The organism is Flagellimonas eckloniae (genome assembly GCF_001413955.1).
Classification (GTDB): Bacteria; Bacteroidota; Bacteroidia; order Flavobacteriales; family Flavobacteriaceae; genus Flagellimonas; species Flagellimonas eckloniae.
Window position 1 is genome coordinate 3,392,549 of the sequence record NZ_LCTZ01000002.1, and the last position, 14,311, is coordinate 3,406,859.

The 14,311-nt window shown below is 38.2% G+C and carries 8 protein-coding genes; 1 reads left to right on the forward strand and 7 read right to left on the reverse strand.

The window, feature by feature from the left end:
* Positions 1–9 precede the first annotated feature (9 nt).
* The 3 genes from AAY42_RS14650 to AAY42_RS14660 are packed head-to-tail and all read right to left on the reverse strand — an operon-like array spanning position 10 to position 7,896.
* Positions 10–1,338, reverse strand: a complete 1,329-nt coding sequence (locus tag AAY42_RS14650; RefSeq protein ID WP_055396539.1) for a vanadium-dependent haloperoxidase — start codon at positions 1,336–1,338, stop codon at positions 10–12.
* Positions 1,335–4,601, reverse strand: a complete 3,267-nt coding sequence (locus tag AAY42_RS14655; RefSeq protein WP_055396542.1) for a VCBS repeat-containing protein — start codon at positions 4,599–4,601, stop codon at positions 1,335–1,337. The genes AAY42_RS14650 and AAY42_RS14655 overlap by 4 nt, the downstream gene beginning before the upstream one ends.
* Positions 4,594–7,896, reverse strand: a complete 3,303-nt coding sequence (locus tag AAY42_RS14660) for a VCBS repeat-containing protein (protein WP_055396544.1) — start codon at positions 7,894–7,896, stop codon at positions 4,594–4,596. The genes AAY42_RS14655 and AAY42_RS14660 overlap by 8 nt, the downstream gene beginning before the upstream one ends.
* Positions 7,897–8,077: 181 nt before the next feature.
* On the opposite strand from AAY42_RS14660, the gene AAY42_RS14665 reads away from it, so the two are divergent.
* The gene (locus AAY42_RS14665) at positions 8,078–9,730 is read left to right on the forward strand and encodes a solute:sodium symporter family transporter (protein WP_055396546.1); all 1,653 of its coding nucleotides are present in this window, start codon (positions 8,078–8,080) and stop codon (positions 9,728–9,730) included.
* Positions 9,731–9,742: 12 nt separating this feature from the next.
* Here the strand turns inward: AAY42_RS14665 and AAY42_RS14670 are convergent, their stop codons facing one another.
* From AAY42_RS14670 to AAY42_RS14685, 4 genes are all read right to left on the reverse strand, one after another.
* The gene (locus tag AAY42_RS14670; protein WP_055396548.1) at positions 9,743–10,210 is read right to left on the reverse strand and encodes a hypothetical protein; all 468 of its coding nucleotides are present in this window, start codon (positions 10,208–10,210) and stop codon (positions 9,743–9,745) included.
* A 2-nt stretch (positions 10,211–10,212) separates the two neighbouring features.
* On the reverse strand, positions 10,213–11,436 hold the full coding sequence (locus AAY42_RS14675; protein WP_055396549.1) for a sulfite oxidase: 1,224 nt from the start codon (positions 11,434–11,436) through the stop codon (positions 10,213–10,215).
* An 8-nt stretch (positions 11,437–11,444) separates the two neighbouring features.
* Positions 11,445–12,989, reverse strand: coding sequence for an SLC5 family protein (locus AAY42_RS14680; RefSeq protein ID WP_055396551.1), 1,545 nt, complete (start codon positions 12,987–12,989; stop codon positions 11,445–11,447).
* A 147-nt stretch (positions 12,990–13,136) separates the two neighbouring features.
* A complete protein-coding gene (locus AAY42_RS14685) occupies positions 13,137–14,294 on the reverse strand; it encodes an LLM class flavin-dependent oxidoreductase (RefSeq protein WP_055396553.1) in 1,158 nt (385 codons plus the stop codon).
* Positions 14,295–14,311: the final 17 nt, after the last annotated feature.

Consider the following 14,311-nt stretch of genomic DNA (forward strand, 5'->3'; position numbering starts at 1 on the left):
ATTAAACAATTATTGAACCATTTTAAGGTTGTCTACCACAAATTTGCCCAAATTTCGTCCTTGGTTTACCCCAATTTCGACTGCTGCGCGGTAGTGGATTCCACCGTACATTCTGCTAATGGCAGCTTCATCTGAAGCGTGTGTAAAAGAAGTAAACGAACGAACGGGAAGCCCATACGGAACCTCTGTATCGTCATCAAATGCAAAGTTTTCCCCGAAAATTTCGGTAAGAACAACACCAGCTGCACCTGAAACCACACTGTGTCCGCTAGTATACTCCGGAAATGGGGGTGTTTGGAGAATTGGCTCCCAATTTTCATCTATATGTTCATTAATAAGCGTTTCGGGCCTTACAAGATTACTTCTATATTTTTCATCCCAACAACTTATAAAAGCATCAGCCATGGCAATGGATGCCTTTGTGTAGGCGTAAACAGTTTTGCCTACATCGGCATTGGTTTTTCTGCTTGCAATTTTAGTAATGCCAATCCAATGGGCTCCGGGTGTAATCTTTTTTGTAGCAAACATTAAGTGTCCTCTTGTAACCGATACGTAGGGGTTACAGTCCCAAAACTGCGCAATTTCAACCTCTTCCGAATCATCTCCAGAGGCGGTTATTTCATTGCTGATGTCATATACTTCCTTAAGTTCTTTAAAGAAATCGGAATCCTCTTCCATAGAAAATGATGGCGGTGCTGAAGGTTTAAATTGACTTGCAGAGTCTATTACAAAAGGACGTATTTTATTCCAATGAGGTTCAATTCCGGCCATATATGCAGGGGGTGTAGGCTGCCATCTTGATGGGTCATCCGTATCAACAGTGAACTTGGGCATGGTCCTAGTTTGGTTATAATTGTCGCCACTCATCCATTTGGCAATATGTTCTGCTACTTCAAGACCGTAAGTTTTTGATGCATTGAATTCTTTGGCATTTTTATCCTCCCAAATTGTATAGAGACTGTCGCGATACGCTTCAATTCTATCTTCTGAAAAAATAAGGCGTTTGCTTAATTCAATGTGAGCAATCAAGGCTGCTAATTCATGGTTAATGGTTTCCACTTCTTTTGGGGTTGGAATAGGTTCCAAGTCCCTTAGTTGATTTGCCATTGATTGGTATTCATTTTCTTGGGATGCCAGAATTTCATAAGCAGCAACATTAGGATACGCAAATATTCTACTGGCAACAGGTGGTGAAAAAATATCATGAATCATTATTTCCGTTACCTTGTCAACAGAACCGTGAAAATCTTCAGGAGTGATTGTAATGGGCTGACTTTCTTTAGTGCATGAAAAAAGAAAAAGGAGGATTAAGAATTGTAGCGTTATTCGTTGTTTCATTGTTTAGTTGTTTTTTGTTTAAGTAAGCGGTAGACTTGTGCTTTGTCGTTGTTCAGTGTTACCAGAAGATACGTTTGGTTGTCTAAAGTAATTGTATTAAGATGTCTAATTGATTTTTGGGCAAGCTCCAAGCCTAATCTATCTCCCAAAATTATATCATTTTCATTAGTTATCAATGCTCCTGGAAAAGAATCAAACCTTCCATGAAAAGGAGTTACTCCAAAATAGTTTCCAGCCACCAGAACCTCATTTTTGGAATCGCCATTAAAATCAAATGATAAAAAGGATTTCATTGGTGAAACTTGAAGTTCAGATTGAAAAGGGACAAAGTTGTATTGACTGCCCTCGTTTTTTAAATAACCAGATTGAAGCTCGTGAACCTCTAGGATTTTGGATTTATCAAGTGTGGTTTTATCAAAAAGTTGGTCCATAGATTTTCCTGCAAAACCTTTATAGGTGTTGAATTTTTTTCTCAAAGAAACCAGTTGTCCAGACAGTTCGTCCAATCCCAGAATTGGATAATATTTTCCGTCTTTTTGTGTAGTGATAATTGTCTCCGTACTTCCATTTTCATCAAAATCTGAGAAGAACATTTTCATTGGGGCTTCTTCTGATGCGCTAAATTTTGAGTTTGCACCCCAATTGCCAAGCAAATAATCCATATCTCCATCAGAATCAATGTCAAAAGGCTCAATGGCTTGCCAAAGGCCATTTAGAGGGTTGGCCAAAACCGCTACCTCATTAAATGTACCGTTGGTGTTTTTGTAAAATTTCGGGGCCATCCATTCACCAATTAGCAGGAGGTCAATAGTTCCATCGGTATCAAAATCTGTCCAAACGGCATCGGTAATCATCCCAATATTTTGAAAAGGAAGATTTTCCAAAAGTGAAAAGGTTCCACCATTATTTTGCAGGAGATATGAATTTGGAATCTCCCCAAAACTTGAGGTCACGGAATTGCTTCCCACGAAAAGGTCTAAATCACCATCTTTATCATAATCACATGGTTTGATAACGGAAGCATTTTCAAAGAAATCCGGCAAGTTGGATTTTACAAAGGAAGAATCTTTTTTGATAAAATAGCTGTCCAATAAGGCTTTGGATTTGCCTGAAAAATCTGAACCTCCAGAACCAAGAAACACATCACCCTTGCCATCACCGTTCAAATCTTTTATTAGGGCAACCACTTCTTCTTTCACAGGATCTTTTTGAATCTCATTAAATCTTTGCTTCACAAAAGAAGTGTCTTGCTGTATGTAGATTTTGGAAGGATGAAACTTTGAACCCCCAAAGAACACATCGTCTTTGCCGTCTCCATTTAAATCGCCTATAGCCGTTGCGGGCCCCCTGTCCGATACACGATACGGGATGAGTTTTTCTCTATTAAAATCGATATGGTTATCCTCAATGTGCGTAAAATCAATCCCCAGATTGTCATCTACTTTTTCAAAAAGGGGGGGTGTTTTTTGAGTTTTGGATTCATAATTAAATGGAGTTGTACCGGTAGGTTCAATCATTAGGGCTTGATTGATATCTATACTTTTTAGAGTTTGAAATGTCTTATCTGGCCATACAATTTTTAAGGAATCCACTTTTTGAACGTTTCCATAACCAAAATGGACGATTGGTTCTGAACTAGCCTGAAATCCCCTGCTTGTATACAATTCCTTATACTGCAATGTACCTTGATGATAGGAATACACCTTTGTGCCGATACCAAAAGGATTCTTGTCTTTATATTTAAATTGGATTTTGAGGTAATTTCCTTTATCGTTGGTCTTGTTTAGATAGATAGTCGCGGGTCTATTTATATTATTGGTTATTAAATCCAAATCCCCATCATTATCCAAATCCCCATAAGCAGTCGCTCCAGAGATAAGGGTGTCTTTTGCAATCCAATCTTTAGTTTTATCTACAAATTGAAGATTTGCAGCTCCTCTAAAAATTATATTGTTTGTTGCCCCCGAAGGCATCATGTTGAGCGCTTCCTGGTCTACTAATTTTGTGTTGTCCAGTTTTTTTTGAATCTGTTCGTTGGATATAAATCGAACATAGTCCAAATCATTGGGGCGTTTTGGAATACCATTGGAAACAAATAAATCCTGTTCGCCATCTTGATCATAATCACCAAACAGAGCACTCCAACTCCAGTCAGTGGCCGCAACTCCGCTTAATAATGCTGTTTCAAGATAATTGCCGCTGGGTTGGTTTACATAGAGCATATTCCTTGTAAACTGATAATGATACCCATAACGCTCAATCCGAAGTCGTTGAACCTGAATATTATCATCCCCTTCCGAAGATTTTAATGGAATTTCATCTTCAGGGAGCATATCCAACGAAATTAAATCGGGCAAACCATCATGGTTAATATCAGCAACATCGCTACCCATGGAAAATCTGCTTGTATGGCCAAAATAATCCCGAAGACTTTCCGTAAATGTACCATCACCATTGTTCAAATAGTAATAATCATCTTCATGAAAATCGTTTCCAACATAAATATCCGGGTAACCATCCGAATTAAAGTCGGAAACAGCTATTCCTAGTCCGTATGCATTAATACCGCCATAAATTCCAGCTTGTTCGCTAACATCGGTAAATTTCCCTCCATCATTTCTAAGCAGTTTATCCCCGGTTTCAAAGTTTCTGGTATATCGTAAATCTACCCTGCCAAAAGATTCCTGAGTATGCACTGCATGGTTCAACAAATAAAGATCTAAATCTCCATCTAAATCATAATCCAAAAATGCTGCTGAAGAACTATAGGAATCAAAATCCAACCCGTATTTTGCTGCGCTTTCGGAAAATGTGTTATCGCCATTGTTGATGAAAAGCTCGTTATGCCCCTCAAATCCATTGATTCCAACTACGGCACAAACATAAATATCCAAAAGTCCATCACCGTTTACATCACCCATTATGGCTCCCGTATTCCAAGAACTATTCCCTTGAACACCTGCACTTTGGGAAATATCTTCAAATGTTAGATTCCCTTTGTTTAAATACAATACATTTTTTACCTGATTTCCTGAAAAGAAAACATCTGGAAGACCATCATTATTGATATCACCGACTGCTACGCCTCCTCCATTATAAAAATAGAGGTAGTCCAAAATGTTCAAGTCGTCAGATTCAATCAAGGTATTGGTAAATGAGATTCCCGTGTCTTTTGCAGATGGATTGGAGAAAAGTTCCCCCTCTTTTTTTCCACAACTCAAAAAAAGTATTAGAAATAGGGAAATGTAAATTTGTTTAGTCATGCTTGTTTTTTTCTAAAAAGAGCGGAGCGGAATTGTTTATGCCTACAATAAAATATTCTTTGCTATTTATGATAGCTTTTTCAACGCTTCTTGCAGGACCAGGGATATTAATATTCTGGTTGTTAACCCATTGAAAACCATCTTTTCCAAAACGCAAAAGTATGCCATGGGATGCATCCATCCTACCTAGTTGGGTACTAATTTCATAGTTGTTTCCAACCGCAAGAATGTCTTTGTGGCCATCCTTATCAAAGTCATCCACAACCATATCATTTATGGTAGAAACTTGGGCCATTTTAGGCAATTCATGTTGTTTGAATTCGTTGTTTCCAGTATTTTCAAAATAACAACTGGAAAGTACATAAACCTTTTTTTGGAGCGCATTTTTAAGACTTTCAGAGCCAAAAAGGTCTTCAAGGGATGCTTTTGCAAAGCTTTTATAGGAAAGGAACTTCTTATTTAAAAAAGGCATTTGTTTTACCAGCTCATCTTTTGATGCGAAGGGAGTTTCTTTTTCATTATAGAAATAAGTGACCAATGGCTCAATAGAACCATTCTCATCAAAATCGTTGCTGTATAGGGTAATGGGTTTTTCCAAGGATGCTTTTAACTTACTGTTGTTGCCCCAATTGCCAGCTACTAGATCCAAATCTCCGTCATTGTCAAAATCTTCAGCAATAATAACATTCCAAAATCCATGGGTTTTATCCAACCCATTGGTAGCGCTCAATTCCAATTTTTTACCATTATTCATAAAAATTGAAATCGGCATCCAATCGCCAACTACTAATAGGTCCTTAAATCCATTTCCGTCTAAATCTTTCCAAATAATATCTTTTACATTACCTATGGATTTAAAACTTGGACAAACTTGGTCAGTGACATCCTCAAAAACTCCGCCCCCAGTATTTTTAAACAAGTATTGCTCTCCAGCGATTCCAAATTGATGGGGAATCTGATCTGAGGTGATGCTAAGGTCTGTATGGCCATCATTGTCAAAATCAACGGCTGTTACTTTGGATGCATTGAGTTCAATTCCATTAAAAGCATTGGGCAGTTTTACAAATTTTCCAGCGTTGTTTAGGTACAATCTTGGTTGTATTCTATATGATGATTTAAATTCGTTACCACCACTTACGATAACCAAGTCTTGAAATTCATCCCCGTTTGCATCAAAAAAAACATGTGAAACATCTTCATTAAAACCATCTATAGAAAAAACTTCTTCTTGATCCTCAATAAAACCGTCGGTTGTTTGGAGGTATAGTTTGGATGCTTGGGCTTTTGCCCCACAAATAAAAATATCCTGTAGTCCATCATTATTTACATCGGCCACTGAGATTGAAGGTCCTTCATTGGTGTTGGCGAATGGCACTAGCGGATCTCTATCAAATTCAAAAGTGGATTGTTCTTTATGGACAAAAGGGATTATACTGTCTTTTTTAATGAATCGTGAAGGTTGAAAACTAGTTCTCTTGTCATAAAAATTACCCGATGCGTTTTTTTCTTCAACTATCAGGTTCCCGGATTTAACAAATTCAAGTTTTTGATATTTTCCCGTAGGCCAAATAATCGTAAGGGAATCTACAATGGAATCTTTTCCAATTCCCAAATGAAGTGTATTTGGAACAGCCGATAAATATCCCCTACTCACAAAATTCTCCTGCGATAACATACCAGCTGAAGTATGCGCGATAATTTTGGTTCCTATACCAAAGGTATTCCCATTGATCCCTTTAAAAGATACATTGATTGCGTTATGGTTTGGTTTTGATTCCAAAGTATTTTCCAAAACAAAGGCTTCATCATTCACATTGTTGACCACGATATCCAAATCCCCGTCATTATCTAAATCTACATAAACACATCCATTACTGAACGAGTCCTCTTGGTTGAACCAAGAATCAGTGACATTTTCAAAGGTGAGATCGGTATTGTTTCTAAAGAAATAATTTGAAACTTTCTTTTCTGGAAGTTCATTTATGAATGCCATTTCCTTTTCTGACATTCCTTCTTCAATTTGTTTTTGGATTTTCTCGTTTGCAATAAAACTAATAAAATCCATGTCATTGGTTGCGCCCTGTATCCCGTTGGAAACAAACAGGTCCTTGTGTCCATCATTGTCAAAATCCGCTAAAAGAGACCCCCATGACCATTCCGTTGCCGAAATACCGCTTAAATTAGCTATCTCACTAAAATTTGTATTCCCCAAGTTCAGGTGCAGGGTATTCTGCATGTATTGCGGAGCAAAACCATTTTTTAAATATTGCTGATATACCGGGAAGGCATATTCCAATCCTGATGTTTTATAGGTTTCCAGATTTTCCGGGAGCATATCCAAGGAAATAATATCGGTAAAACCATCATTATTGATGTCCGCAATATCATTGCCCATAGAGAAATGTGAGGTATGCCCCAATTTGGTTTGATCTGCCGAAATAACCTCTTTAAAAGTTCCGTTTTTTTGGTTGATGTAGAGATAGTCGTTTTCAAAAAAATCGTTGCCAACATAGATATCCGGATAACCATCATTATTGACATCGCTGATACCTATCCCAAGACCATACCCTATATTACCTTGAAAAATTCCAGCTTCGGCCGAAACATTTTTAAATTTTCCACTGTCATTACGAAATAAAATATCACCGGAAAGAGAATCTATTTGCTTTCTTTTAATACCCTTTCCATAGGATCTATTCGGGCTTACAGAATGATTGAGAAGATACATATCCAAATCCCCATCAATATCATAATCAAAAAAAGCAGCTTGGGTTGAAAAACCAGAAAAATCTACATTGTAAGAAGCTGCTTCCTCTTTAAAAGTAGGCACACCTTTTTCATTATTTCCTTGATTTACATAAAGAAGATTATTCCCTTTTAGATGCTTATAATTCCCAACTTTACATACATAGATATCCAAAAGACCATCATTATTAATATCTACATGGGTAACCCCTGTCGTCCATCCATCACTATTATGAATATTGGCAGTTTCGGTGATGTCTTCAAACGTAAAATTTCCTTTGTTTAGGTAGAGCTTATCCGCTGTTTGGTTTGCCGTAAAATATAAATCTGTTAGACCATCGTTATTAAAATCTCCAGCGGCAACTCCAGCTCCGTTATAATAATATAAATACGTAAGAATATTAAGCTCTGGAGTATTCTTAAGTTCGTTTTTGAAAGTAATGCCAGTATTGGAGGCAGTATGTTTTTTAAAAAGGCTTTCTGAACCGTTTTTTGAACAACCAATGCTCAGCAGAATAACACTAAAGAAAATCCAGTAGACTCTTCTCATTTTATCAAAATAGGGGGTAAGATAACCATTCCCGTAGTAACAAAGAAAATTGAATTAGTTAATGTTTTGTCTCAAAAATGCACGAATTTTTGCTACTTATTTAAATCGTGATAACTTGAATTGTTTATTTGATAAATAATCCAATATATTTATAAGCTATAAACAAACTGAACGAATCAACATGTTGGGAATATTATCTTTTCTGGGCTTCACTATTTTGGTTGGAATCATAGCTTACTTGGCAACCAGAAGTACCGATGAAAAATCATCCGATGGCTATTTTTTAGGAGGAAGGAGTTTAACTGCTGGAGTTATAGCTGGCTCACTTTTGCTTACCAATCTATCTACCGAACAAATCGTTGGATTGAATGGGAGTGCTTATAAAGATGGATTATCGGTTATGGCTTGGGAAACTTTGGCGGCTATAGCCATGGTGGTTGCAGCCATATTCCTGTTACCAAGATATTTGAAAGGAGGCTTGACCACAGTTCCACAATTTTTGGCCACTCGGTTTGATGTTGCCACAAAAACAATAACCTCAGGCTTATTTTTAACTGGTTATGTAGTGGTATTGCTGCCCGTAATTTTATATTCAGGTTCTGTTGCGATCAGTGGAATGTTCAATGTGCCAGAATTGTTGAATGTTTCTGATAAAACTGCACTTGTAATTTGTATTTGGGGGATTGGTGTCATTGGCTCTATTTATGCTGTATTTGGAGGATTAAAAGCGGTTGCGGTTTCGGATAGTATCAATGCCATTGGATTAATGATAGGAGGAATATTGATACCAATATTTGGATTAATGGCTATTGGAGATGGTAGCATATTTGCAGGATTGGATACATTAATGTCAACAAACCCAGAACGATTTGACTCAACAGGTCGGCATGGGCAAGAGGTGCCATTTGCAACCATTTTTACAGGGATGATGCTGGTTCAATTATTTTATTGGGGGACCAATCAACAGATTATTCAAAGAGCATTGGGGGCGAAGAATTTGGCGGAAGGGCAAAAGGGATTGCTATTGGCTTCGTTCTTAAAAATATTGGGGCCACTGATTTTGGTGCTGCCCGGAATGATTGCATATCATTACTTTGATGGAAATTTAGATTCAAGCGATATGGCATATCCGGCATTGGTTGGGGCCGTATTGCCCAAATATTTGGTCGGGTTTTTTGCGGCTGTATTATTCGGCGCAATTCTAAGCTCATTTAATAGCGTACTTAATAGTTCCGTTACACTTTTTGGGATAGATATCTACAAACAGCACATAAATAAAGCTGCCCCCGAAGCTACAGTTGTAAAATATGGAAAGGTATTTGGTGTTTCTTTGGCACTTGCAGCAATGTTCATTGCACCGTTGATTGCCAATGCCGGAAGTTTGTTCAATTATCTGCAGGAAATCAATGGAATCTATAATATCCCTATTTTAACCATTATAGTGGTAGGGTATTTGACTAAACGAGTACCTGCAATTGCGGCCAAAATAGCCATATTTTTAGGCTCAGGTCTTTATATTATCAGTCAATTTATTGTTGGTCCCAATATGGTGGAAAAGGCGTTGGAAACTGCCAAAGCCTCAGGTATAACAGATGAGGCAGCCTTAAAATTGGTAGAGGCGGATGCATATCCACACTTTCTGCATGTAATGGCCATACTGTTCCTTTTAAATGCTGGTATTATGTTGTTGATTGGTAAGTTCTATCCTAGAAAAGAGGCGTTTGAGCAGGAGTATACCAAACAAGTTGAAATTACGCCATATAAGTATGTAAAACAGGCGGGAGCTGTTATTTGCTTAATTGTGATAGGAATCTATATTTATTTTGCCAAATAGATAGAGAAAAAATCAATCCTCTAAAACATACCATTCCACTTTGGTAAGAACCTCTCTTCGTCCTTTTTTCTGGGGAGCATAATTAGTGGAGAGGTAGTTTACAATGGTTTCCTGCTGATTCCCCAAATCCCATAAATTCTGGGTTTCCTGCATCCAACGGATGGTGGCTATCCAGCCCTCTTTGGTCATCCTGTTTTGTGTGACCAATTTGGACGAATGGCAATTAGTGCAATTTTGTATTACTTCAGTAAGTCCTTCATCATCAATAAAACCGGTAGCAACATGAATTCCATTTTTAATTTCGCCATCAACATTGGGAATAGAAATTAAGGCGTTTTTCTCAGGTTTTTCAGCAAAAATAGACGGGTTTAAGACGATGTAGATGAAACCAAAAACGGCAATTCCAATCATACAAAAAGCTACAATGAGTTTATTGTAGAGCTTACGTACCTGTTGTTTGAATTCGTTTTCAGAGGACATGGCTAAACAACCTTAATTGCAATTCTATGACAGGCATTGTTCAAATAGCCTTTCGGGTTCCAGCCAGGTAAAAGCATAGGCTGACTCGTGCCTTCAGAATCAGTTGCTCTTGCCCAAATTTCGTAATATCCTTTTTTTGGAAAATCACTGATTTTGGTTGTAAAATGTTGCCATGCCAATCGATTGGCTGGTTTTTCAATTGTACAACTCGTCCATGTGGCACCAAAATCTATGGAATATTCCATTTTTGAAACCTCTAACTCGCCCGCCCATGCGTGACCCCTAATATGTAAAGATTGCCCTTCTTTGATCATAGCCCCAGACTTAGGATAAGTAATCAAAGACTTTACAGGCATAGATTCAATAATGCACATGTCTTCATCAGCAACCTTTTCACCCGGAGCAACGGGTTCACAAGGAACACGATACGAAGTACCTGTCATTTTGGCCCCATCATGTACCTTATTTCGAATACTTAGCCTATTGACCCATTTTCCTGAAGCTGAAGCTGGCCATCCGCCAGCAATAAGTCTTAATGGATAGCCATGAGCCAAAGGAATATCCTTTCCATTCATTTGAAAAGCCAATAGCGTTTCATCTTGAAGTGCCTTGGGAATAGGAACGCCTCTGGAAATAGGTTCTTTTTCGGGATTTCTGCTCAAGTGAACATCCGCAGCATGATACCCAATGTAAACGGCATCTTCTTTAATCCCAACATCTTCCAAAACATCTTTGAGTCGTATTCCTGTCCAACTGGCACAGGATACGGCACCAATTGTCCATTGATTCCCTTTTGCAGGAGGATTAAATTCGCTACGACCATTTCCGCCGCATTCTAAAGTAAGTTGGTACGTGTATTGTGGAAACTTTGACTTTAATTCTGCTAGGGTATACGTTTTACTTTTTTGAACTGATTCGCCATCAATGGTCAATGACCAATCACTTGCATCTACGTTTTCAGGGATAAGACCATTGTTCCTGATGAACATGAACTTATTTGGAGTAATCTTATCATCCAGAAGATGCGCTTTCGCTTCGATATTCCATGGTTTGTTATTGAGAACTATCATGTCAGAATCCTTTTGAAACAATTTAAAAGGATCTGGATCTTGAAGCGCCAAGGGTCTATACCCCAAAGGAATGCTATGTCCAAAGACGATTTCAGTACCCAAAAGTGCACTAAAAGCGCCTAAGGTTCCTTTAGTGATGAAATTCCGTCTTTTCATAGTTTACCTTAGTGAAATATAATATGTAATGCTACTAATGATAATGCCATTCCAATGCCTGCTTTGGCCAACATAGGTGATGCGGGTTCTGGTTTCAATTTATCTTTTATAAAGCCTGTTCTGGAACCTAACCAGATAATTACAAATCCAATCAAGATAACCCACATGGCTCTTACAAAATAGTTCATATCCGGGAAATATTCCAAAAAGAAAAATTGCAATGGTATGGTTGCAGCAAACCCAAACAAGGCCACTTTTTGTTTTGGAAATGCAAGAAATGCCGCGGCGCTTATCAATACCACAATACCACAATTTATAAAATATCGTAATTGATTTAGTGTATGCGTAAAAGCTGCGCCAGGATCTTGGAACTTTAAGTACAGCAGAACAACGCCAATAATTGAACCAGAAATAAAGGCTAATAAAATAGCTCTTTTTCCAGATTTGACTACTTGCTGGTCCGAGGCATTTTTGTTCACATACACTTTATAAATATCGATGGACCATAAGGTTGCCAACGAATTAAAAGTAGAATCCACGGTACTCATTAAGGAAGCAAACAACGCACATAAAATGAGCCCCTTCACACCAACAGGTAGGTATGTATTAACCAAATATGGAAAGGCGGCATCAGGTTCAGGAAGACCATTTTCACCCAATATACCTACCAATGCAATTCCTGGAAGGATGATTATGGCAGCCATAAAATACTTCATTAGACCGCCAACCATAAGTCCAATCTGTACATCTTTTAAGCTTTTAGCGGCCAACGAACGCTGCACCACAGATTGATTTGCACACCAATAGTTAATATTCAACAAGAAAGCTCCGAAAATGTGTATCCACGGAAGTGTATCGTGATCTGCAGGTAAATGCAAATGCATCAAATCGCCTGTTTTTGTATATAGCTCTGACCAGCCACCAAGATGGTAGATTGCAATAAACAAAACTACAACACCACCGGTCAAAAGAATAGCAAATTGAATTACGTCCGTCCGCACTACTGCTGCCAATCCTCCAAAATACGTATAGGTGGCAGAAAAGAGGCCTAAAAAAACAATTAGTATGGTTATTCTGATCAATCTATCTTGATGAATAAACGAAAGGTAATCCCCAAAGACCAAATCCACTGAATAGGCACCCCAAAACAAGGCGGCGCCTAGAGTTATGGTTGAAAACAATAGAATGTTTGAAGCTGAATATAAAAGGGCAACTGTACTGCCCAACCTTGTTTTTATAAATTGGGTAATGGTGATAATTTTCTCCCGCAAATACATCGGAACAAAAATGAATGCAGCCAATAACAATCCTTGTATGGCATTGATTTCAAAATTTGCTTGTGCCAGTCCATACAAATATGCAGAACCCATAAAACCAAGGAATTGATACCCTTGTACATTGGTAGCAATTGTTGAGAACGCAATTGAATGCCAACGAAGATTTCTCCCACTTAAAAAATACTCCTCGGTTGTAGCTTCTTTAGAAGTCCTTCCGGTAATTGCGGTTACAAAAACAATAATAAAATAGGCGCTGACAATAAGTAAATCGATCATAAACTATGTAATTAGATAAGCAAATCCCATAGCATGATATTCCAAAATACAATCTAACATAATGGTATTGATGGTTGGTTAATGGGATAATTATTAATTAAGCAATAATATACTATTTTGTTTCTAAAATCAGCACTTAATGAGCCGTTAAATTCGGATTCCTGCAGCCAAAGGACTCAAGGGTTTTTCCTCGGAAACTTTTCCCTGGGCAACAGGCATTGAAAATGTTTTTAGTCGTGGTAAAACCAATTTGGCAAATCGCTCACATTCTTCCTTATGTGGATATCCTGAGAAAATAAAAGCCCGGATGCCCATATCCATATAACGGTTCAATTTTTCCACAATTTGGTCAGGGTTTCCAACAAGTGCAGCTCCGCACCCAGATCGTCCTCTACCTATTCCTGTCCACATATTTGGCTCAACATAGCCATCATCCTCGGCAATTTCCCGCATTTCCGCTTGTCTGCTAACACCGTAAGATTTTGCATCCAAAGCGCGTTCTCTCATTTCCTTTCCTTGCTCAACGCCTAGTTTTGAAACAATACTATCCGCATATTCCCTAGCCTCTTCTTCAGTTTCCCGCACCACAACATGAACTCGTAGTCCAAAATCCACTTTACGCCCATAAGCGGCTGCTTTTGCACTCATGTTTTCCATGAGCTTTCTAAGATTCCCTTCTGTTTCTGGCCACATAAGGTAAACATCACAATGTTCTGCACATAAATCAACAGCTGCAGGCGAATATCCACCAAAATAGAGTAATGGCCCCCCATTTTGATAGGTTTTTGCGGGCAAGGAAGATATTTTCATTTTATAAAATTGTCCTTGATAATCAATTTCATCCTGGGTCCAGGCCTGTTTTAGAATTTCAATGACCTCTCTTGATCTTTGATAGCGATCTTCGGACGACATTTCTTCACCTGGAAGGGGAGAGGAAATAATATTTATGGTAAATCGACCTTTAAGGATATGGTCAATTGTTGCCAAGGTTCTTCCCAACATCGCAGGATGAACCTCACCACATCGAACTGCAGCCAATAAATTGATTTGCTCCGTCATGGGTGCAACTGCAGATACAAAGGGAAGGGTGTCCTGACCAACCTGATAAGAAGAAGGACATAGAATGTTTCTGAAACCATTTTTATCCGCGGTCAACAATATTTGGGAAGTATTTTCAAAGGTGCTTTTGTAATCCATGTTTCGTTCACCCAAGTATCTATCATCACCATTGCAAATTGGCGCAAACCAAGAGACTTCCGCTCCCTCCAAATGTGGAGATCTGATTTCTATTTTTGAATTATCCATTTCTTTTTCTTTATAAA

Bases quoted from the DNA above. Each gene is read 5' to 3' on its own strand.
- AAY42_RS14685 (WP_055396553.1), bottom strand. From the start codon at position 14,294: ATGGATAATTCAAAAATAGAAATCAGATCTCCACATTTGGAGGGAGCG.
- AAY42_RS14660 (WP_055396544.1), bottom strand. From the start codon at position 7,896: ATGAGAAGAGTCTACTGGATTTTCTTTAGTGTTATTCTGCTGAGCATT.
- AAY42_RS14670 (WP_055396548.1), bottom strand. From the start codon at position 10,210: ATGTCCTCTGAAAACGAATTCAAACAACAGGTACGTAAGCTCTACAAT.
- AAY42_RS14675 (WP_055396549.1), bottom strand. From the start codon at position 11,436: ATGAAAAGACGGAATTTCATCACTAAAGGAACCTTAGGCGCTTTTAGT.
- AAY42_RS14655 (WP_055396542.1), bottom strand. From the start codon at position 4,601: ATGACTAAACAAATTTACATTTCCCTATTTCTAATACTTTTTTTGAGT.
- AAY42_RS14680 (WP_055396551.1), bottom strand. From the start codon at position 12,989: ATGATCGATTTACTTATTGTCAGCGCCTATTTTATTATTGTTTTTGTA.
- AAY42_RS14665 (WP_055396546.1), top strand. From the start codon at position 8,078: ATGTTGGGAATATTATCTTTTCTGGGCTTCACTATTTTGGTTGGAATC.
- AAY42_RS14650 (WP_055396539.1), bottom strand. From the start codon at position 1,338: ATGAAACAACGAATAACGCTACAATTCTTAATCCTCCTTTTTCTTTTT.